Origin of the sequence: Leptolyngbya sp. PCC 6406 (assembly GCF_000332095.2) — a bacterium.
Taxonomy (GTDB): Bacteria; Cyanobacteriota; Cyanobacteriia; order Phormidesmidales; family Phormidesmidaceae; genus PCC-6406.
Genome location: NZ_KI913949.1, coordinates 624,967 through 646,743, shown reverse-complemented (window position 1 = coordinate 646,743; position 21,777 = coordinate 624,967). Strand labels below are relative to the sequence as shown.

The window sequence follows — 21,777 nt, the reverse complement described above, 5'->3', positions numbered from 1 at the left end:
ATTTACCAGGCGTCTCTGCTGTTTGGTAGATGTTCTATGCGCCATGTCCTCCGATGATGGGAGATAAAGTGAACGCTAAGAGCGGATATTGGAGGGTGCCAACGGTCACTCTGGAACATCCAGACGAAATGGCCCTACCGAGATCATCTAGATCATCGTGATGGATGACATCCCAGAAATGGCATCACTCTATTGAACAGCAGCATAAGGAGGTTGGAATGCGAGCAGTGCTAATGGCCGGGGGATCGGGGACTAGACTACGTCCCTTAACCTGTGATCTACCCAAACCCATGGTACCGATCTTGAATCGGCCCATTGCCGAGCACATTGTCAACCTCCTGAGGCGGAACGGTGTCAATGAAGTCATTGCCACGCTGTACTACCTACCCGACGTCATGCGGGACTACTTCCAGGATGGGCAAGACTTTGGCATTCGTATGACCTATGCCGTCGAGGAGGATCAACCCCTCGGCACCGCTGGCTGCGTAAAAAACATTGGCGATCTGCTGGACGACACCTTTTTGGTCATCAGCGGGGATGGCATCACCGATTTTGACCTCCAAGCCGCCATCCGCTTCCATAAGGAGCGCGGCTCCAAGGCTACCCTGATTCTGGCCCATGTGCCCAACCCCATCGAGTTTGGGGTAGTCATCACCGACGAAGATTGTCGTATTAAACGATTTCTGGAAAAACCCTCCTCCAGTGAAATCTTTTCCGACACCGTCAATACAGGTACCTACATCCTAGAACCGGAGGTCCTGGACTATCTGCCCACCGATCAGGAATGTGACTTTTCTAAAGACCTGTTTCCCCTACTCCTAGAAAAGGGAGAGCCCATGTTTGGCTATGTTGCCGAGGGGTACTGGTGTGATGTGGGCCACCTGGATGCCTACCGCGATGCTCAATACGACTCCCTATATCGCAAGGTTCAGATGGACCTGGATTACTACGAAGAAAAGTCGCCGGGGATTTGGATTGGGGAGAGGACCGACATTGACCCCACGGCCAAGTTGCAGGCTCCCCTAATGATTGGCAGCAATTGTCGCATTGGAGCCCGAGTCAATATTGAGCCCGGTACGATTATTGGGGACAATGTTACCGTCGGGAATGATGCGGACCTCAAGCGTCCCATCATTTGGAATGGAGCCATCATCGGTGAAGAAGCCCATCTGCGGGCCTGCGTGATTGGTCGCGGCACCCGCGTAGATCGCCGCGCCCATGTTCTAGAAGGGGCCGTCATTGGGGCACTGTCCACGGTGGGAGAAGAGGCCCAAATTAGTCCCGGTGTCAGGGTCTGGCCTAGCAAGCAGATTGAGTCGGGGGCAACATTGAATATCAATTTGATTTGGGGCAATACGGCCCAACGGAATCTTTTTGGCCAGCGAGGGGTTTCGGGGCTAGCCAACATTGATATCACCCCGGAATTTGCCGTGAAGCTAGGAGCAGCCTACGGCTCCACCCTCAAGGCGGGCTCCCACGTCACTATTTCTCGTGATCAGCGCACAATTTCGCGAATGGTATCGCGATCGCTGATTTCTGGCCTTATGTCTGTGGGCATCAACATTCAGAACCTAGATGCCACCGCCATTCCCGTCGCTCGGGCCGTGCTGCCCACCCTGGGCGTCGCTGGAGGCATCCACATGCGGCTACACCCCGATCGGGCCGATCACATCCTGATCGAATTCTTTGACGACAAGGGCATTAACATTCCCAAGGGTAAAGAGAAAAAGATTGAAGGGGCCTACTTCAAAGAAGATCTGCGCCGCGCCCAGATCCACGAGATCGGCCAAGTCACCTATCCCAGTCGCGTAATCGATACCTACAGCACCGCCTTCGAGAAGCACTTAACGGTGGAGGCTGTACGGAACAGCAAATCCAAGGTCGTGATTGACTACGCCTACGCGGTTTCTGGGGCCGTACTGCCCCAACTCCTAGGGAAATTTGGCTGTGATGCCGTGGTGCTCAACGCTAGCCTAGGACAAATCGCCCTCTCTATCCCAGAGCGAGAAATTATGCTGTCGCAACTGGGGCAAGTGGTACAAGCCCTCCAAGCGACCTTTGGCGTCCAGGTTGCTGCCAACGGTGAACAATTTGTTCTCGTGGATGAAGTGGGTACCCCCATTCGGGGAGAAAGCCTAACCGCCCTCATGGCCCACATGATCCTCACGGCCAACCCTCGGGGAACGGTGGTGGTGCCGGTGAACGCAACTGGAGCCCTTGAGCACATTGCCCGCCGCCACGATGGCCAGATCATTCGCACTAAGGTGAATCCCACCGCCCTGATGGAAGCCTGTCAAACCAACCCCAATGTGGTTTTGGGGGGCAGCAGCGACATGGGCTTTATTTTCCCCCAACTGCATCCCGGCTTTGATGCCATGTTCTGCATTGCCAAGCTGATTGAAATGCTGACCATTCAAGAGCATACACTGGGTCAGATTTGGTCGGAACTTCCCCGTGTTTCCCATCGATCTCAAACCCTACGCTGTCCCTGGACGGTGAAGGGGGCGTTGATGCGCCACATGGTTGAGAGCCATGCCCCTGAGCAGTTGGAACTGGTGGATGGTGTTAAAATTCTGGACCAAGACCGAGATAGTTGGCTGCTGGTGTTACCCGATGCGGGGGAACCCTTGGTTCACATTTTTGCCAGTAGCGAAGATCGAGACTGGGTGGAAACCACCCTCCGGGAATATCGCACCCGTGTTCAAGCCTTCATTGAGCAAGAACAGGGTATTCACTACGCCGAGGAGAGTATTCGATGAACCACTGCACTCTCATGGCGGAGTTGATCAGTGATCCTCAACTCCGCTATACCCAAGACACCCAAACCGCTATAGCGGAATTCACCGTCGTTTTTCCAGGGCTGAAGGCAGACGATGCCCCTCAGCAAATGAAGGTACTGGGTTGGGGCAATCTGGCTCAGGAAATTCAGCAGACCTATCACATGGGCGATCGGGTTTTGCTGGAGGGCCGTCTGAGCATCACCTCAATGGAGCGCCCAGAAGGGTTTCGCGAAAAGCAGGTGGAAATGACGGCCCAGCGGGTTTATGGACTCAATACTCTGGGGGCTCTGCCCATCGGCACTCCCCCCACCCCCCCGCCGATTGCGGCTTACTCGGCACCACCACCACCCGGATCACCGCCCCCATTGCCACCCCCCGTGGCGGTGGCCCCTCCGGTCCCAGCTCCGGTGGCACCAACACCGGAACCCGAGGTGGACTACGACGACATCCCCTTCTAAATGCTTCTGTTGAGGGGACGGGTTCCTAGATTACGGCCCTGCTCCGCAGCCAGCCTTCCACCTAGGAACCCGTCTCCTGGGAACCCGTCCTCTACTCACCCCAGGGTGGGCAAGGGTCGCAGGTTAGCCCAGAATTAGGCTAACCATCGTTACTGGGCAGGAGGCACCATGACCGATCCCATCACCGTCACCGCAATCGCAGCGATCGCCGCTAGCAAGTTCCTAGAGACCGCAGCCAGTAAGGCCGGGGAAACCGTCACCCCGGCGGTGCTGAAGCGGGCGGGGGCGCAGGTAGATGCCCTCTGGCAACGGATTAAGCGCCATTTTGCGGGCAACCCACGGGCCGAGGCCGCGATCGCACAGGTAGAGACCGCCCAATCGGAGGCGGCGCTCACGAAGTTGGCGGTGTACCTAGAGGATGACCTAGCGGCCCCAGAACACCAGGGATTGGCCCAGGAGCTGCAACAGTTGGCCCAGCAAATCATCAACATCGGCCACCAGACCCAGCAGCAAAACACCTTCAATATCGAGGCCAAGGACAGCGCCAAGGTCACCGCGATCGGGGAGGTACAGGGAACCACGATCAACTTTAATTAGGCCCCCGAAACCTGTCCCCCAACACGATAGTTTCGTAGGGTGCATCCGCGCCAGCGATGCACCGTCCCCCCAGGAGTACATCCCTATATGGTGCATTGCTTCGCGAATATATGGTGCATTGCTTCGCGAATAATAAATAATATATGGTGCATTGCTTCGCGAATGCACCCTACCGGATCCATCCCCTGAGGGAACTTCGATTGAATAAAATCTTGCTCCGGATGCCGATCTTACGGTGGGCGCTGCCTACACGACTCCTGGGCGGGTTGTGATGCAAGGGGGTGGGTATACTCAGGGGGAGCAGTGGGCACCTTGCATGAGCGACGAGACCCCAACACCAGAGCAGCCTTCCCAGACTACCCAGCATATCCAGGCACGGGACTCGGCCCAGGTAACTTTCGTGAACACCGTCAATGCCGAGACGGTGAACTTTGGCGGGGCAGGGCAGAAATTGCTGCCGAATATTGAACCCAGGCCGCCCTTGGGGCAGTTGGATCGGTTGCAGCAGGAGCACCTCTGGATCGATCGCGCCCAAGTCCAAGCCTTTTTGCAGCAACGGTTGAGCCCACGCCCGGTGCCCCTGGTGGAGTTGGTGGGGGCGGGGGGCTGTGGCAAGACTCTGGGGGCAACTTGGCTCTATGAGCAGGTGGGGGCGGCGGGGTTTGCCCAGGGGATTTGGCTAAATCTGAACCTCAAGCCATCGTTCCAGGAGGTGGGTCGCCATCTGTACCAGGAGATTAAGTCCCTGGCCCTAGAGGAGCAAACCGATGATCAACTCCTCCAGCGGTATTTGATAGCGGCATTGATGCAGCGGCCCTACCTGGTGGTGCTGGATCAAGTGGAGGCGGTGATGGCCACCGAGGGGTGGCCGACCCTGCGGGGATTTTTGGCGGCGTGGCAGCAACAGGGGTATGGCTCCATGGTGCTGTTGACCAGCCGGGAGCCGGTGCTGCCGGCTGGTACCCATCGGCTGGATCTGGGGGGGTTCACGGAGTCGGAGGGGGTGGCCTATCTGGAGCGGCGGCGGGTAGGGGCCACGGGGACGACTTCCCTGGAGGAAATTGTGCGCCTGACCCAGGGCAATCCCAAGGTGTTGCAGTTGGTGGCGGCGGAGTTGCGGTCTGCGGTGGATGGGGTGCAGGGGGAGGAGCCGCCCCCCCAAGGCCCAGTATTGGCGCGGGTGGTGGATCTGCTGGGGCAGCACTTGGGCAGTCCGGAGGCCCAGGTGGGGGCGGTGTTTGGGGTGTTGCTGGGGCGGTTGGAGCCGGGGCAGCGGGAAGTGTTGTTGCGGGTGGGGGTCTATCGGCGGCGGGTTACCCTGGCCATGGCCCAGGCGATGGTGGCCACCACGACGGCGGCGGATTTGGCGGTGTTGGTGGAGCAGGGGTTCCTGGAGGCCCAGGGGGAGCGGTGGACGCTGCATTCATTGGTGGCGGCGGAGGTGGGGCGGGCCTTGGTGGCGGCGGGCTGGGTGGCAGACTCCCACCAGCGGGCGGTGGCCTATTTCGTCTCTCGACTATCCCAAGCAACCATTGACCTAGATGACTTTTTGGATGGCTTTCACCACCACTGCGAGCTAGAAGAGTACAGTGCCGCCTTTGACTTAGTGGACAGGGGATATACCGCCTTAAATCGCCAGGGACGCTACCTCATCCTCGTCGATCTCTATAGCCGCTTAGGTGCTGCTTGGCAAACCCAGCCCCCCTCAGATCCCCAGAAACGGGGCCAGTTTGCCGAATCGCTGAACCGATTGGGCATTACCTACCGTTCCCTGGGGGAGTATGGGCGGGCCATTGAACTCCATGGACAGTCCTTAGCCATCAAAGAGGAAATCGGCGATCGTAACGGCCAAGCCAATGTCCTGAACAATCTGGGCGGTGCCTACCATTCCTTGGGGGAGTATGGGCGGGCCATTGACCTCTATGGCCAGTCCTTAGCCATCTCTGAGGAAATCGGCGATCGCAACGGCCAAGCCAACTCCCTGAACAATCTGGGCACTTCCTACAGTTCCCTGGGGGACTATGGGCGGGCGATTGACCTCTATGGCCAGTCCTTAGCCATCTTTGAGGAAATCGGCGATCGCAACGGCCAAGCCAATGCCCTGGGCAGTCTGGGTAATGCCTACAGTTCCCTGGGGGACTATGGGCGGGCCATTGACCTCTATGGCCAGTCCTTAGCCATCTTTGAGGAAATCGGCGATCGCAACGGCCAGGCCAGTACCCTGACCAACCTGGGCAGTACCTACCTTTCCCTAGGGGACTATCGGCGGGCCATTGACCTCTATGACCAGTCCTTAGCCATCAAGATGGAAATCGGTGATCGTAAAGGCCAAGCCAGTACCCTGACCAATCTGGGCCTTGCCTACTTTTCCCTGGGGGAGTATGGGCGGGCCATTGACCTCTATGGCCAGTCCTTACCCATTTTTGAGGAAATCGGCGATCGCAACGGTCAGGCCAATGCCCTGATGAATCTGGGCAGTGCCTATGATTCCCTGGGGAAGTATGGGCGGGCGATTGACCTCCATGGCCAGTCCTTAGCCATCTTTGAGGAAATCGGCGATCGCAACGGCCAGGCCAGTACCCTGACCAACCTGGGCAGTACCTACCTTTCCCTAGGGGACTATCGGCGGGCCATTGACCTCTATGACCAGTCCTTAGCCATCAAGATGGAAATCGGTGATCGTAAAGGCCAAGCCAGTACCCTGACCAATCTGGGCCTTGCCTACTTTTCCCTGGGGGAGTATGGGCGGGCCATTGACCTCTATGGCCAGTCCTTAGCAATAAAGGTGGAAATCGGCGATCGCCACGGTCAGGCTGATACTCTTTTCAACCAGGCTATTGTCCTGGCCAAATTAGACGATCACTGGGGGGCGCAGCGGGAGTTTGAGCAGGCCCGTGCCCTTTACCAGGGGTTGGGGTTGGCCCATCGGGTGGAGAAATGCGATCGGATGATTCGGGAGCGGGGCCGGATCATTGCTAGGGAGCGGCGGCAGGCTCCAGTGATCGGCCCTGACCCCACTGCCCCGCCCCGGCCCCGGGCGCGGGTGGCCCCCGCTCCCCCCCGACCCGCCGTTGCCCCGATCCAGCGGCGGTGGTTGCTCCTAGGGCAGGGGGTGTTTCTGGTGCTGGTGGGGGTGCTGGTGGTGGCCATTCTGCTGTGAGGGGCGAGTACAGAAAGGCAAATAGCACGGTGCTCATACAAGCAAAAGCCCCATCACTTATATAAAAGTGATGGGGCCTTTGAATAATAACCTGGCACCGAGCTATTTTCCCGTGGGGCGACCCCCAAAGTATCTTCGCCGCAGATGCGTTTCACAACCGAGTTCGGGATGGGTCGGAGTGGGTCCACATCGCCATGGGCACCAGGAAAGCTATAGAGCTATCAGCCACCTATGTTTTCACATTTGATAGAGAGAGCCCTGAGGACTGCATAGATTAAGAGTCATAGTACGAACTAATGATGGTAGGACAAGCCCTCGGTCTGTTAGTACTCCTCGACTTCATCCATTACTGGACTTCCATCTAGAGCCTATCAACGGGTGTTCTTCCCGTGACCTTACTGGGTTAACCCCATGGGAGCACTCATCTTGAGGTGGGCTTCCCACTTAGATGCTTTCAGCGGTTATCCGCTCCGCACTTGGCTACCCTGCGTTTACCGTTGGCACGATAACAGGTACACCAGCGGTGCGTTCTTCCCGGTCCTCTCGTACTAAGGAAGAATCCTCTCAATGCTCCTACGCCTGCACCGGATATGGACCGAACTGTCTCACGACGTTCTGAACCCAGCTCGCGTGCCGCTTTAATGGGCGAACAGCCCAACCCTTGGGACCTACTCCAGCCCCAGGTTGCGACGAGCCGACATCGAGGTGCCAAACCTCCCCGTCGATGTGAACTCTTGGGGGAGATCAGCCTGTTATCCCTAGAGTAACTTTTATCCGTTGAGCGACGGCCCTTCCACGCGGAACCGTCGGATCACTAAGGCCGTGTTTCCACCCTGCTCGACTTGTCAGTCTCGCAGTCAAGCTCTCTTATGCCTTTACACTCAATGGCTGATTTCCAACCAGCCTGAGAGAACCTTTGCGCGCCTCCGTTATCTTTTAGGAGGCGACCGCCCCAGTCAAACTGCCCACCTGAAACTGTCCCCTCGCCGGATAACGGCTGAAGGTTAGAATTCTAGCTTTGACAGAGTGGTATCTCACCAGTGACTCATTATTCCCCACAAGGAATAATTCACAGTCTCCCACCTATCCTGCGCAGTCAAAGCCCGAACCCAATTCCAGGCTACAGTAAAGCTTCATAGGGTCTTTCTGTCCAGGTGCAGGTAGTCCGTATCTTCACAGACAATCCTATTTCGCCGAGTCTCTCTCCGAGACAGCTCCCAGATCGTTACGCCTTTCGTGCGGGTCGGAACTTACCCGACAAGGAATTTCGCTACCTTAGGACCGTTATAGTTACGGCCGCCGTTCACCGGGGCTTCAGTCGTTAGCTTCATCCGAAGACTGACCAACTTCCTTAACCTTCCGGCACTGGGCAGGCGTCAGCCCCCATACATCGTCTTGCGACTTAGCGGAGACCTGTGTTTTTGGTAAACAGTCGCCTGGGACTCTTCACTGCGACCACCTCTCGGTGGCACCCCTTCTCCCGAAGTTACGGGGCCATTTTGCCGAGTTCCTTAGAGAGAGTTATCTCGCGCCCCTTAGTATTCTCAACTACCCTACCTGTGTCGGTTTCGGGTACGGGTGAATATGGATTATCGTGGTTCGGGCTTTTCTTGGAAGCTTGACGTCAGTCACTTCTCCGTCGTAACGGATCGCTCTCGTATCTCGGCTCAGAACGTTTTCGCCGCTCCTCATCACCTCATATACTTGGACCGGGTATTCCATCACCCGGATGACTTAGCCTTCTCCGTCCCCCGCCACAATCCATACTCAGTATCGGAATATTAACCGATTGTCCATCGACTACGCCTTTCGGCCTCGCCTTAGGTCCCGACTAACCCTCCGTGGACGAGCCTTCCGGAGGAACCCTTAGGGTTTCGGGGCATTGGATTCTCACCAATGTTTTCGCTACTCAAGCCGACATTCTCACTTCTGCCTCGTCCACGCCTGCTTTCGCTAACGCTTCTCACTACTACAGAACGCTCCCCTACCACTTATCGAAATAAGTCCACAGCTTCGGTAAAATGCTTAGTCCCGTTCATTTTCGGCGCAAGAGCGCTTGACCAGTGAGCTATTACGCACTCTTTTAAGGATGGCTGCTTCTAGGCAAACCTCCTGGTTGTCTGAGCACTCTCACCTCCTTTACCACTGAGCATCTATTTGGGGACCTTAGCTGGTGGTCTGGGCTGTTTCCCTCTTGACGATGGAGCTTATCCCCCACCGTCTTACTGGCAGTGTGTTCGATGGGTATTCAGAGTTTGACTCGATTTGGTACCGCTCTCGCAGCCCGCACCGAATCAGTGCTTTACCCCCCATCTATAATCACTACCGCTGCGCCTCAACACATTTCGGGGAGAACCAGCTAGCTCCGGGTTCGATTGGCATTTCACCCCTAACCACACCTCATCCGCTGGCTTTTCAACGCCAGTCGGTTCGGACCTCCACTTGGTGTCACCCAAGCTTCATCCTGGACATGGTTAGATCACCCGGGTTCGGGTCTATAAACACTGACTATCGCCCTTTTCAGACTCGCTTTCGCTTTGGCTTCACCATTCCCGGCTTAACCTGCCAGTGCCTATAAGTCGCCGGCTCATTCTTCAACAGGCACGCTATCACTCGTTTAATCGAGCTCTAACTGCTTGTAAGCTCACGGTTTCATGTTCTATTTCACTCCCCTCCCGGGGTTCTTTTCACCTTTCCCTCGCGGTACTATGCGCTATCGGTCACGTAGTAGTATTTAGCCTTTCGAGGTGGTCCTCGATGATTCAATCGGGATTTCTCGTGCCCCGACCTACTCGGGATTCAGCTAGTATCCTTGAACTTTCGACTACAGGACTTTCACCTTCTCTGGTGCAGTTCTCAACTGCTTCGTCTAGCCGCCGGATTCCATATCGCTGTCCCACAACCCCATTGGTAATAACCAATGGTTTAGGCTGGTCCCTTTTCGCTCGCCGCTACTGGGGGAATCGCTTTTGCTTTCTCTTCCTACAGCTACTAAGATGTTTCAGTTCGCTGCGTTCGCTCGCGCCATCCTATATATTCAGATGGCCGTATATTGGGTTGCCCCATTCGGAAACCTCCGGATCATTGCGTGCTTCCCACTCCCCGGAGCATATCGTCGGTAGCCACGTCCTTCTTCGCCTCTACGTGCCTAGGTATCCACCGTGAGCCCTTTATAGCTTGACCTTCCATCAACATTGATGTCTGTTCGTACTACCTTTTGACTCTCTTTCTATGCAGTTTTCAAGGTTCTTACTGGGTTCTCAGAACTCAGCATGATGTCTCTTTATCAACACTATGCTGAAATCTCTCTCGCGGTGGTGGAGGTTAGCGGACTCGAACCGCTGACATCCTGCTTGCAAAGCAGGCGCTCTACCAACTGAGCTAAACCCCCACGCAGTGGGCCATCCTGGACTCGAACCAGGGACCTCACCCTTATCAGGGGTGCGCTCTAACCACCTGAGCTAATAGCCCTTGTCCCTCGACCTATAGCTTGAGTGCCTTCTATCTCGAATCTCGAACGACCTTAGGATGACCTTCTCTATCTCGGTATATACTTCTTTTCCCGATGATAAAGATGGTTTGGTCTCCTTGAAAGGAGGTGATCCAGCCACACCTTCCGGTACGGCTACCTTGTTACGACTTCACCCCAGTCATCAGCCCCACCTTCGGCGCCCCCCTCCTCGAAAGGTTAGGGTAACGACTTCGGGCGTGGCCAACTCCCATGGTGTGACGGGCGGTGTGTACAAGGCCCGGGAACGTATTCACCGCAGTATGCTGACCTGCGATTACTAGCGATTCCTCCTTCATGCAGGCGAGTTGCAGCCTGCAATCTGAACTGAGCCTCGGTTTATGGGATTAGCTCACCATCGCTGGCTGGCTGCCCTTTGTCCGAAGCATTGTAGTACGTGTGTAGCCCAGAACGTAAGGGGCATGATGACTTGACGTCATCCACACCTTCCTCCGAGTTGTCCCCGGCAGTCTCTCTAGAGTGCCCAACTTAATGATGGCAACTAAAGACGTGGGTTGCGCTCGTTGCGGGACTTAACCCAACATCTCACGACACGAGCTGACGACAGCCATGCACCACCTGTGTCCGCGCTCCCGAAGGCACTCCCTCGTTTCCAAGGGATTCGCGGCATGTCAAGCCCTGGTAAGGTTCTTCGCGTTGCATCGAATTAAACCACATACTCCACCGCTTGTGCGGGCCCCCGTCAATTCCTTTGAGTTTCACACTTGCGTGCGTACTCCCCAGGCGGGATACTTAACGCGTTAGCTTCGGTACTGCACGGGTCGATACGCGCAACACCTAGTATCCATCGTTTACAGCTAGGACTACAGGGGTATCTAATCCCTTTCGCTCCCCTAGCTTTCGTCCCTCAGCGTCAGTTACGGCCCAGTAGAGCGCCTTCGCCACTGGTGTTCTTCCCAATATCTACGCATTTCACCGCTACACTGGGAATTCCCTCTACCCCTACCGTACTCTAGCTATACAGTTTCCACCGCCGTCTCACAGTTGAGCTGTGATATTTAACAGCAGACTTATCTAGCCGCCTGCGGACGCTTTACGCCCAATAATTCCGGATAACGCTTGCATCCTCCGTCTTACCGCGGCTGCTGGCACGGAGTTAGCCGATGCTTATTCCTCTGGTACCGTCAGGTCTTCTTCCCAGAGAAAAGAGGTTTACAATCCACAGACCTTCCTCCCTCACGCGGCGTTGCTCCGTCAGGCTTGCGCCCATTGCGGAAAATTCCCCACTGCTGCCTCCCGTAGGAGTCTGGGCCGTGTCTCAGTCCCAGTGTGGCTGATCATCCTCTCAGACCAGCTACTGATCGTCGCCTTGGTAAGCCTTTACCTCACCAACTAGCTAATCAGACGCGAGCTCATCCCTAGGCAATAAATCATTTCACCTCTCGGCCTACGGGGTATTAGCTACCGTTTCCAGTAGTTGTCCCCCTCCTAAGGGCAGATCCTCACGCGTTACTCACCCGTCCGCCACTAAGTGTCCGAAAACACTCCGTTCGACTTGCATGTGTTAAGCACGCCGCCAGCGTTCATCCTGAGCCAGGATCAAACTCTCCATGTTGTACAGGACTATAAATCCCATATATCGAAAAGTTAAACCCTGAATACTCTCGTATCCAGAATCTATCTGATTAGCTTTACTCGCAGCTCATCTCTGTGCTACAGTATTGCCAATTTAATTCTTGACGAGACCCAAGTTTTCTGGCTCTCAAGCTATATTCTTCTGTCGAGGTCCTCGCCTCAAGAAGTTCAGGTCGCAACCCGTTCCTCCCTCAGCGCTTTACTAATGTAACCCCTATCTCCCGATTGCGTCAACCCTTTTCCAGGAAAAAATTCCTGGGGCTCTGTCTGGCGCGCCGTAAGCGTTTCAGCGTCTCGGCAGGAGCATGGAAGATGCAGGGGCGAAGAAAACTTTTTCGTAGATCGGCCTAACTGAGGGACTTGCAGGAAAATAACGTGCCCGTAGATCCCTAAGCTCTGTTCATAGCTTTAGGGTGAGCGTCTAGCTAACGGAAGGGAGATCTACTCACGTCCTCACGATTGGCCAGACCAACAACGACGCTGCTTTTCAGACCAGGTCCTTAACCTCAGCAGGGCTGGCTACAGTTCTCTCTGGGATGGGCTCTGGTGGGAGAGAATAGGGCTGGGCCTGCGGTGACGACAGCCGTCTATGCCATGGGTCTAGATTGCCTGGATAAGCTATGGGGAGTGGTTCTGTGAATTTTCAATCGGTGATTGCGACGCTGCATGGGTTCTGGAGCAATCAGGGATGTTTGATTGTGCAGCCCTATGACACGGAGAAGGGGGCGGGTACGAAGAGTCCCCATACATTTCTCAGGGCGATCGGGCCGGAACCTTGGTCGGTGGCCTATGTGGAGCCCTGTCGCCGCCCTGCTGATGGTCGCTATGGCGAGAATCCCAACCGATATCAGCACTATTACCAGTACCAAGTGTTGATTAAGCCTTCTCCGAGCAATATTCAGGATGTGTATCTGGAGTCTCTGCGGGCGCTGGGGATCAAACCGGAGGACCATGACATCCGGTTTGTGGAGGATAACTGGGAAGATGCGGCAGTGGGAGCCTGGGGTGTGGGCTGGGAGGTGTGGCTGGATGGGATGGAGATTACCCAGTTCACCTACTTCCAGCAATGTGGGGGGATTGACTGTCATCCGGTGTCCATTGAGCTGACCTATGGGTTGGAGCGGCTGACGATGTACCTGCAAGAGGTGGATGCGATCGCAAAAATCCAGTGGAATGATCACATTACCTATGGGGACGTGCACATGCAGGGGGAGATCGAGCAGTCCACCTATAATTTCGACGCTTCTAATGCTGAGATGCTGTTCGGCCTCTTCAACTTGTATCAAGCTGAGGCGGAACAGCTCATGGATCGGGGGCTAGTGCTGCCCAGCTATGACTATGTGCTGAAGTGCTCCCACGCCTTTAATTTGCTGGATGCGCGGGGAGTGATTTCGGTGACGGAACGTACCCGCTATATCCGTCAGGTACGGGGGCTGGCACGACGGGTGGCCCAGCTTTATTTGGAACAACGGGAGGCTCTGGGTTTCCCGTTGCTGAAGGCGGCTCAGGAGGCGGCTGCGTAATCCCGTGGGATGTGGCACTTTAAGGAATGTTGAGCCTATTGCCTCAACTTCTTTGACGCTGACGGGAGGAGATCACGATGGCATCGCAGCTTACGGAATTCTTGGAACCGATTGCAGACTGGTTTGCCCAGTTTGGAACGCCGGAGCCCATCGTCCATTGGGGGCATCCAGCGATGATGGGTATTGTTATTTTTGTCATGGGAAGCTACACCGCTTGGGCGGGCTGGCGGGGCCGGACGGCTCAGGATGCTGAGGTTAAGACCAAAGCTTGGACCGATCACAAGAAGTTAGCTCCGCTGATGTTCCTCTTTATTACCCTCGGCTACACGGGGGGGATTTTATCTCTGGTAATGCAGGGACAATCTATCCTCGAAAGCCCACACTTTTGGACCGGATCTGCTGCGGTGGGGATCCTGGGGCTGAATGGGGTGATCTCGGGGACCAAGTTTGGGGGCGGCAAGGCGGTCTTACGGAGCACCCATGCCTACATTGGCAGTGCTGCTATGGTGCTGTTGTTCATCCATGCGGCTTTGGGATTGAGGCTGGGTCTCTCTTTATAGGATTTGTTAGGGATCGGTTGACAGCGATGATGACGGCAGTAAATTAGGGATGCTAGGGGCTGTGGACAATCAAAGCCAGATCCCTGGTTATGGGGCGGTTACAGCCCCTAGCCCAATTCAGTAGGGCGAGCGTGGTCATGCCTGCCCCGCAAGCATTTCTCCGTTAATTGTCCACAGGCCCTAGGGAGATGCATCTACCAATTTTCTCTGTCCTATGGCTCCCAAAAGTGGCGTCATCCTTTGTCTCGCCTATATTTCAGGGTTGTTGCTCTACGGCTTGCCCTTGGGAGAATGGGCGATACCCTTCACCGTTGCTGGGGTGCCGATCCCTATAGTCAGCGGGCTGTTTTTGCTGGGAGGCAGCCTAGGAGCAATCGGAATTGCCCGCTGGTGGCGGCGCGGCCCTAGACCAACCCTGTGGTTGGTGGCGGGGCTGGTGGCGGCATTGGCGGCGGTGCATCTGGCTTGGCGTACTCCGGTTCCAGGGCGAATGGACATTAGCCATCTGCTGAATCGAGTCGCGACGATTGGCTCAACCCAGGTATTGGAAGGGCGTATTGTCAGTGCAGATCCCCAGATTAATCGGCGCTTGAAGGGGCGTTTTTTAATGGGGGTAGAACACCTCCAGGTCCTCGATGAGGCGGGGGAGGTCACGTTCCAGGTACCTGTGGGAGGACGAAGCTATGTGACGGCTCCTCTTCTACAAGTGACGGGGTTGCATCAGGGACAACGGCTGCGGGTACAGGGAGAACTCTATATACCCCAGGCAGCTCTGAATCCCAATAGCTTTGATTTTCGGCAGCATTTGGCCCAGCGCCACACCTTTAGTGGCTTTGTAGCCAGGGAAGTGACGGCGTTGGAACCGCCGCCTTGGGGGCTATGGCAATTGCGTCAACGCATTGTCCGCAGCCATGTTGAGGCATTGGGCAGTCCCTGGGGACAGGTGGTGAGTGCCATGGCCTTGGGGCGACGGGCGGTGGATTTGCCCTTTACGATTCAGGATTTATTTACCCAGGTGGGACTGGCCCATACGGTAGCGGCGTCGGGCTTCCATGTGTCGTTACTGCTGGGGACAGTGCTGACTTTGGCACGATCGCAGTCTACTCGCCTACGGGTGGGGCTCGGGGGTCTGATTTTGCTGGGCTATATCACCCTGACTGGCCCCCAAGCCAGCGTCATTCGGGCAGCCCTGATGGGGGCAGCAGCTCTGAGTGGCATGGCCAGCGATCGCAAGGTGAATCCCTTGGGGGCGTTGCTAGTGGCAATCACGGTCATGCTGCTTTGGAACCCCACTTGGATTGGGGATATTGGCTTTCAACTGAGTGTGGCGGCGACCTTTGGCCTCATTGTCACGGTACCGGCCCTGATGCAGCGGCTGGACTGGCTGCCGATCCCTATAGCGGGGCTATTAGCGGTACCGACAGCGGCAACCCTATGGGTGATTCCGCTGTTGCTCTTCCATTTCAATACGCTATCACTGGTGAGTGTTGGGCTCAGCGCCCTGACTACGCCCTTGGTAATGGTAATCAGTCTGGGGGGCATGGTCAGTGGGGCGATCGCGTTGATTTCCCCCGCATTAGGAAGCTTGGTGGCTTGGCCTCTGATCTATCCTGTGCAACTCCTATTAGCTTTAGCCCAAGGCAGTCAACGGATTCCCGGCAGTGCGATCGCAGTGGGCCAACTGGCCCTCTGGCAACTGGTTATCCTCTATGGGCTGATGATCTTGGCTTGGCGTTATCCCCCCCTACAGAAGCGTCCCGGCTGGGTTGCTTTGGGGCTGCTGCTGCTAACTCTGGGGCCAATCTGGGGGCCAAACCTAACCCAAACCCGTATCACGCTTCTGGCAGCGGGCGGCAATCTACTGTGGGTCCAGCAGCACCGAGGTCACACCGCAGTCATCAGTACTGGCGATGACCAGACGGCATTTTATACCACGCTGCCCTTCCTGAAGCAGGGGGGTATGAATCGGATTGATGCCGCGATCGCACCTGCCATCCCTAACACCCAAGATGCCAGCGACACCGCCAACTCTCCGGTGCCGGGTTGGACTACCCTACTGACCAGCACCTCCATTCAGAATTTCTATAGTCCTGTCCCCAACAGCCCCCTGTCCAACTTTTCAGGACAGTACCATCCTCTCAGCATCGGCAACAGCACCCCCATCGCCAACCTGAACCTACAATTTCTGGGCACGGAGAATCCTATCTTTCGTCTCACAGCCGCCCAGCACGAATGGCTGTTTTTACCGACCTTAGATCTCGACACCCAGAATTATCTGGCCCAAGGGGCCGCATCGGTCTTGCCCAGTTCAGTCCTGATCTGGCCCGGCAATGACCTCAGCGAGTCCCTGCTGACCGCCATTCAACCCACCGTGGCCCTCTGCTATGGCAGGTTCTTGCCAGAATCCTTGGAAAATCAACTCCGACAAAGGGGAATTCAGGTGCACTGGACCGAGCGCGATGGTGCAATCTCATGGACCCGCTCGACAGGCTTCCGGAACTATCAACAACAATTCCACCGTCCCCAATTGCTGGATTAACGGTCGCTACCGTCAGGCGTTAAAATAGCCACACAACCGGGAGAGGTGGCAGAGCGGTTGAATGCGGCAGACTCGAAATCTGTTGAAGGGTCATACCTTCCGAGGGTTCGAATCCCTCCCTCTCCGTTAGGGCAGACTGGGGCTCAAAACCCTTCTCCCCAAGGAATCACTACTTTGGGGAGTCGCTGTCAACTCAAGATAGGGGCATAGCAATGCTATGCCCCTATCTTGGCCCATAGGCTCATGGATCCGTGGACTAGACCACCGGTTCCTTAGTGAGAATATTCTAAGACGGCTAACTCCGATGCCAAAGGTAGTGGGGATTGCTGCTCTAGGAGGACCAGTTCCTCTGTCCAAAGGGGTAGGGTTTCAAGGCTAGGTAAGGGACTTAAAAATACAGGAACGGCCAGAGGGCAGGGTTTCCAATTACCTTGAACAGGCACATTCAGTTGGCTGCAATGACCGCCTCGCCGACCTTCCGGAGTGTAATTACGGCAGCATCGACAGCTCGAAAGGCCCAATTGAGTTGCGTCCATTATGGCAATCCAAATATATTCAGATACCTTTCATTGTCAACCCTATTCCCCTTATCTTTCCCAAAAGTAAAATGAACGTAACCCTTAATGGCAGCGGCATTCGACTCCGATCCCAAGGTTTTTTCAAACTTTAGATTTTCTTTGGAATTGCGTTAAAAAGTTATACGCTACTGTTAAGTAGGAAAACGCTATAGAAAACTCTTGAATCAAGATAGGGATCGATTCCTGATTTCTGGTAAAGAAATACAAATCCGCCCTTAGCCCAGGGATTTCTTGGGAAGACTGGATATGGATGTTTCCGATTAAGAGATCTTTGGCTTGGAGCATCCACAGTTGTAAATCCTTAACTTTTGTAATCTCCACTAGACTGCACATTGTGTATCGTGATGGTTCGCGATCGGGGCGTATCGAGGATTGGGGAGAACGGTTTCCCAACGCTGCTCCCCCAGCAACGGAATGCGTCCATTTCTGATCACGTCTGCTGCCTGTGGTTGTGGGATTACGGTGGCCTCAGGTCCGGGGATCGTAACGTCCAGCACTTTGATGCTGCCATTGTTGGGTGGCACACAGTGCACAGACGGCCCAGCGCTGTAACTCTACTGCTGGACAGGGACAATGGCACTGGGGACAGACTGGTTGATGGGCTTGCTGCGATCGCAGTCGCTGCGACCAATCGTGAAAGGCCGCATCAGCCGTGGCAGGACGCTCCCGTTGGGACATGGGGGCAAGGGAAGTACCCGCTGGAAAAGGACCAGATTCCCTCGAAGACAGCGGGGTGCCCTGGGGAAAGGACGCCCAGCGTCCGGGACTAAAGCGTAAGTCCGAAACCCCATCGGTATTCAACAGATGGGGGTGCAGCTTTTGCAAAATGAATCGCCGCTCCAGGGTTAGGGTCTGGGACCAAGCCGCACTAGACACCGCTACCTGGAGGATCCCCTGACGTATTCCCGTGGGTCGGCTATGTTGGCTGACCGCTGGCCCCACTACTTGGGGCCAAACCGCTAGAATTTTCCGAAACTGGGCCTGGGCGTGCCATTCAGGGCTTCGCTCTAGCTGCCCCATAAGGTACTGAATCGATTGCATCTTCCATCAAAGCTTAATAGCAAAACTCGGTATACGAAGGTTCCAGCTAAGGACTTGTCCAGCATTTTTCTCAACGATCTAGGGACACAACCCCCTAGGGCAATAGGCTTAATCAACCCACGGGATGATTTTTTAGCTGGAATACTCTCAAGGCTCCATCAGCAGCGATGCCAAATGTTACACACCCATTCGCTAAAGGCTAGAGGTCCATGGGTACCTTTAGGAATAGACGGAGCAGCCCTAGATCCTTGAATTTCCGTCCTTCTCCCTCATCCTAATCCTTCACCTATCGGCTAAGGCTATGACAGACCTACCCTCCGTGGAAGATAACGCACCCGCCTTAGCCCCGGCCCTCCTCATATCCTTAATCGAGACCGGAGGGATCCAAGTCCAGCAGAATACCTCCCTACTAGAGGTGATTCAGTCCCTCGGATGCGAACAGATCGATAGCCAGACTTGCGCTTTGATTTTACAAGGAGACATTCTTGTCGGTTTGGTCACCGAGCGAGATATTGTGCGTCTGATTGCTCGCCAAGTTCCCCTAGACACCCCTATCTCCGAGGGCATGACCAACTCCTTGACTGTCCTGTCTGGGAGCAAGAACTTGGATGCCTTGGAGGTATTGGGACTGATGCGTCAACGCCAAATTCACCATATCCCCGTGGTGGACGAGGACGGGCGGCCCCTAGGGGTGATTACGGCCAACTCGCTCCAGCAAACTCTGACGCCGCCCCATGCCCTGAAATTACAGCCTGTGCAATCCCTAATGACCCAACGGTTGACTATGGCCCAGCCCACCGACTCCGCCAGCCATGTGGCTAACCTGCTCGCGGAATACCAAGTCAGCGGGGCTGTAATCGTGGATGATACCGCCCCGGAGGGGGGGCGCGTACCCATTGGGTTAGTATTCCGTCAGGATGTAGTCCGGTTTCAGGGCCGTCAACTGGATTTAACCCAACTTGCTGCCCAGACGATGATGCGAGAGGTCAAGTTTTGCCTCCAGCCCACCGATTCTCTCTGGTTAGCCTACAAGGAAATGCGCCAGCGGTGCTTACCCTGTTTACCGGTGGTAGATGCCCAGAATCAATTACTGGGGATGATCAACCAAACCGATATCCTTAACACCCTAGATGCCAAGGAGTTGCGGGCCTCTTTTAACCACCTCTGGCACCTGTTTCGCCAGTCTGATACGGAACAGGCAGAACATTGTAAAACCCACAATGCTGAACTGGAACGGTTGATGCAACTGCGCACCGATCAATTAGAGGAGCAGGCTAAGTGCGATCGCATCCTCACCACCCTGACCCAGCGCATTCACGAATCCCTCAATCTGCAAGACATTCTCTCCACCACCGTCTCCGAGGTGCGGCAACTTCTCCAGGCGGACCGTGCCATTATTTACCAGTTGAATAGCTACGATAGCGGCAGCATTGTAGTCGAATCCGTCAGCGCCCCCTGGCAGTCCCTCTTGGGCGAAACTGTTCAAGACAGTTGCTTTACCAAACACTGGGCAGAGGCATATCGCTACGGACACATCCAGGCTGTAGAAGATATTCAGCGGGCAGGGCTCAGCCCCTGTCATCAAGAAATGTTGGCCCAGTTCCAGATCCGGGCCAATCTCGTCGTGCCCATCGTCTGCGGTAGCCCTACCACCCTAGGGACCGACGATCGCCAACTTTGGGGGCTGCTCGTGGTCAACCAATGCAGCCAGTCTCGGCGCTGGCGTGATTGGGAAATTCGCCTCCTAGAGCAACTGGTCCGCTCAGTCGCGATCGCTATTCGCCAATCGCTTTTGTATCAGCAGCTTCAAACCGATCTAGAAGCCCGCAAACAGCTCGAAGCCCACCTCAAATGTCTCAATGACGACCTAGAACAACAGGTGGAAATTCGCACCGCCTCTTGGCGGCAAGTGACAGATCAACTGCGACAGGAAATTGTCCACCGTAGCGAGGCAGAACAGGCCCTAGCCACCACTAACAACCAACTTCAGGCGGTACTAGATGCGGTTCCCGGCATGGTGTCCTGGATCAGCGCCGAAGGAATCTATCTCGGCTGTAATCGTCAGCTTGCGACCACCTTTCAACAGATTCCCAAGAATTTCATGGGTCAGTCCATCGGTTTCCTGTTCCCAGATTCCCCCTTCAGTCAATTTGTCAGCAACTTTTTTGACCGTCCTATGGATACCGCCGTCGAAGAAATCAAAATGACGGTCCACGACACTTTTCGTCACTATTTACTTGTAGCTCAAAAGTATGAACAAGGAAGCGCAGCCGTCTTTGTTGGCCTGGATATTAGTGAACGTGAACAGGTCAAATCAGCCCTGCAAGAAAGTGAAACTCGCTTCCGGAGCTTGGTGGAGCAAACAAATGACTGGGTTTGGGAGCTCGATCAACAGTTAAAGTTTGTCTATATCAATCCCAGGGCCACCGAAATCATCGGTTATATCCCTGAAGCAATTCTCCATAGGGGATTTACTGACTTTATGACAGAGGATAAAGCCATACGATTTAGCACCATCCTGAATCATATTATTCAGAACCAAGAGTCCTTCACCCAACTAGAAGCAACCTGCCGACGTGCCAGTGGCGAAACTATCGTCCTAGAAATCAGCGGCTCTCCAATTTTCGGTCTCAAAGGAGAGTTACAGGGCTATCGTGGCATTACCCGCGATATTACAGAGCGGAAACAGGTAGAGATTGATATCCGTAAAGCCCTCACCAAGGAGAAGGAACTGAATGAGCTAAAAACTCGCTTTATTTCCATGGCTTCCCATGAATTTCGGACACCTTTAACCACAATTCTGGCATCCGCTGAAAGCCTAGAACGGTATCGCCATAAGTTTTCTGAAGACAAGCAGCGGCAAGTCCTGCAACGGATTCAAGACTCTGTACACCACGTCATTGGCCTCCTCAATGATGTACTAACGGTGGGCAAGGCCGAAGCCAAACGACTGGCCTGCTCCCCCCAGCCCATAGACCTCAAAGGATTTTGCCTGGGGCTCATGGATGAAATCCAATTCGCTCAGTCCTCCCCAGTTTCCAGGATTGAGCTGGTCTGCACTGGAGATCAATTCCAGGTCTTGGCTGACGAAAAACTGCTACGTCATATTTTCATTAACCTGTTGTCTAATGCGGTGAAATACTCTCCCAACCATAGCCCTGTCCTCCTAGAGTTAAACTGCACTCAGAAACACACCCTGTTTCGAGTCACCGACACGGGCATTGGTATTCCCGCTGCGGATCAAGCTAAACTCTTTGAGGCATTTCATCGAGCCAATAATGTAGGCAATATCTCGGGTACTGGTCTCGGACTGGTCATTGCCAAACGAGCGGTCGAAGCCCACCACGGTACCATCTCCTTTGTCAGCAAGACGGGGACAGGCACCACCTTTACGGTACTGTTACCCCTCACCCTTGTTTCGTAGCGTCACTACTATG

General features: G+C 55.1%; 9 protein-coding genes, 3 tRNA genes and 3 rRNA genes. 9 read left to right on the top strand and 6 right to left on the bottom strand.

The window, feature by feature from the left end; translation table 11 throughout:
* Positions 1-164 precede the first annotated feature (164 nt).
* The 4 genes from LEP6406_RS0202950 (at position 165) to LEP6406_RS34650 (ending at position 6,995) form a co-directional block, all read left to right on the top strand.
* Positions 165-2,759: a sugar phosphate nucleotidyltransferase gene (locus LEP6406_RS0202950; protein WP_317133810.1), complete on the top strand. Its 2,595-nt coding sequence runs from the start codon at positions 165-167 to the stop codon at positions 2,757-2,759.
* On the top strand, positions 2,756-3,238 hold the full coding sequence (locus LEP6406_RS0202945; protein WP_008317915.1) for a single-stranded DNA-binding protein: 483 nt from the start codon (positions 2,756-2,758) through the stop codon (positions 3,236-3,238). Before LEP6406_RS0202950 ends, LEP6406_RS0202945 begins: the two co-directional genes overlap by 4 nt.
* Before the next feature lie 168 nt (positions 3,239-3,406).
* On the top strand, positions 3,407-3,835 hold the full coding sequence (locus LEP6406_RS0202940) for a hypothetical protein (RefSeq protein ID WP_008317917.1): 429 nt from the start codon (positions 3,407-3,409) through the stop codon (positions 3,833-3,835).
* Between the two features lie 316 nt (positions 3,836-4,151).
* Positions 4,152-6,995: a tetratricopeptide repeat protein gene (locus LEP6406_RS34650; RefSeq protein ID WP_051463603.1), complete on the top strand. Its 2,844-nt coding sequence runs from the start codon at positions 4,152-4,154 to the stop codon at positions 6,993-6,995.
* Between the two features lie 89 nt (positions 6,996-7,084).
* Here LEP6406_RS34650 and rrf read toward each other — a convergent pair.
* From rrf to LEP6406_RS0202910, 5 genes are all read right to left on the bottom strand, one after another.
* Positions 7,085-7,201: ribosomal RNA gene (gene rrf / locus LEP6406_RS0202930) — 5S ribosomal RNA — on the bottom strand.
* Positions 7,202-7,298: 97 nt separating this feature from the next.
* Positions 7,299-10,178: ribosomal RNA gene (locus LEP6406_RS0202925) — 23S ribosomal RNA — on the bottom strand.
* 132 nt (positions 10,179-10,310) lie between these two features.
* A tRNA-Ala gene (locus LEP6406_RS0202920) sits at positions 10,311-10,386 on the bottom strand.
* Positions 10,387-10,392: 6 nt separating this feature from the next.
* Positions 10,393-10,466 (bottom strand) — tRNA-Ile (locus tag LEP6406_RS0202915).
* 120 nt (positions 10,467-10,586) lie between these two features.
* Positions 10,587-12,079, bottom strand: a 16S ribosomal RNA gene (locus LEP6406_RS0202910).
* The 16S, 23S and 5S rRNA genes sit together here with 2 tRNA genes alongside, the layout of an rRNA operon.
* Positions 12,080-12,719: 640 nt before the next feature.
* Between LEP6406_RS0202910 and glyQ the strand changes: the two genes are divergently transcribed.
* From glyQ to LEP6406_RS0202890, 4 genes are all read left to right on the top strand, one after another.
* Positions 12,720-13,622 carry a glycine--tRNA ligase subunit alpha gene (gene glyQ / locus LEP6406_RS0202905; protein ID WP_008310288.1) on the top strand — a complete coding sequence of 301 codons (903 nt, stop codon included), beginning with the start codon at positions 12,720-12,722 and terminating at the stop codon, positions 13,620-13,622.
* 77 nt (positions 13,623-13,699) lie between these two features.
* Positions 13,700-14,182: a DUF4079 domain-containing protein gene (locus LEP6406_RS0202900; protein WP_008310287.1), complete on the top strand. Its 483-nt coding sequence runs from the start codon at positions 13,700-13,702 to the stop codon at positions 14,180-14,182.
* A gap of 214 nt (positions 14,183-14,396) precedes the next feature.
* The gene (locus tag LEP6406_RS26370; protein ID WP_008310285.1) at positions 14,397-16,721 is read left to right on the top strand and encodes a ComEC/Rec2 family competence protein; all 2,325 of its coding nucleotides are present in this window, start codon (positions 14,397-14,399) and stop codon (positions 16,719-16,721) included.
* A 39-nt stretch (positions 16,722-16,760) separates the two neighbouring features.
* A tRNA-Ser gene (locus LEP6406_RS0202890) sits at positions 16,761-16,847 on the top strand.
* 920 nt (positions 16,848-17,767) lie between these two features.
* Here LEP6406_RS0202890 and LEP6406_RS0202880 read toward each other — a convergent pair.
* Entirely contained in the window at positions 17,768-18,340 is a 573-nt protein-coding gene (locus LEP6406_RS0202880; RefSeq protein WP_008310281.1) for a DciA family protein, read from the bottom strand.
* Positions 18,341-18,641: 301 nt separating this feature from the next.
* Here LEP6406_RS0202880 and LEP6406_RS0202875 point away from each other — a divergent pair, with 301 nt between their 5' ends.
* Positions 18,642-21,764 carry an ATP-binding protein gene (locus LEP6406_RS0202875; RefSeq protein WP_008310279.1) on the top strand — a complete coding sequence of 1,041 codons (3,123 nt, stop codon included), beginning with the start codon at positions 18,642-18,644 and terminating at the stop codon, positions 21,762-21,764.
* The last annotated feature ends 13 nt before the right edge of the window (positions 21,765-21,777 follow it).

Coding starts and splice junctions, on each gene's coding strand:
- LEP6406_RS0202900 (WP_008310287.1), top strand. CDS start 13,700: ATGGCATCGCAGCTTACGGAATTCTTGGAACCGATTGCAGACTGGTTT.
- LEP6406_RS0202950 (WP_317133810.1), top strand. CDS start 165: ATGACATCCCAGAAATGGCATCACTCTATTGAACAGCAGCATAAGGAG.
- LEP6406_RS0202945 (WP_008317915.1), top strand. CDS start 2,756: ATGAACCACTGCACTCTCATGGCGGAGTTGATCAGTGATCCTCAACTC.
- LEP6406_RS0202875 (WP_008310279.1), top strand. CDS start 18,642: ATGACAGACCTACCCTCCGTGGAAGATAACGCACCCGCCTTAGCCCCG.
- LEP6406_RS26370 (WP_008310285.1), top strand. CDS start 14,397: ATGGCTCCCAAAAGTGGCGTCATCCTTTGTCTCGCCTATATTTCAGGG.
- LEP6406_RS34650 (WP_051463603.1), top strand. CDS start 4,152: ATGAGCGACGAGACCCCAACACCAGAGCAGCCTTCCCAGACTACCCAG.
- LEP6406_RS0202880 (WP_008310281.1), bottom strand. CDS start 18,340: ATGCAATCGATTCAGTACCTTATGGGGCAGCTAGAGCGAAGCCCTGAA.
- glyQ (WP_008310288.1), top strand. CDS start 12,720: ATGGGGAGTGGTTCTGTGAATTTTCAATCGGTGATTGCGACGCTGCAT.
- LEP6406_RS0202940 (WP_008317917.1), top strand. CDS start 3,407: ATGACCGATCCCATCACCGTCACCGCAATCGCAGCGATCGCCGCTAGC.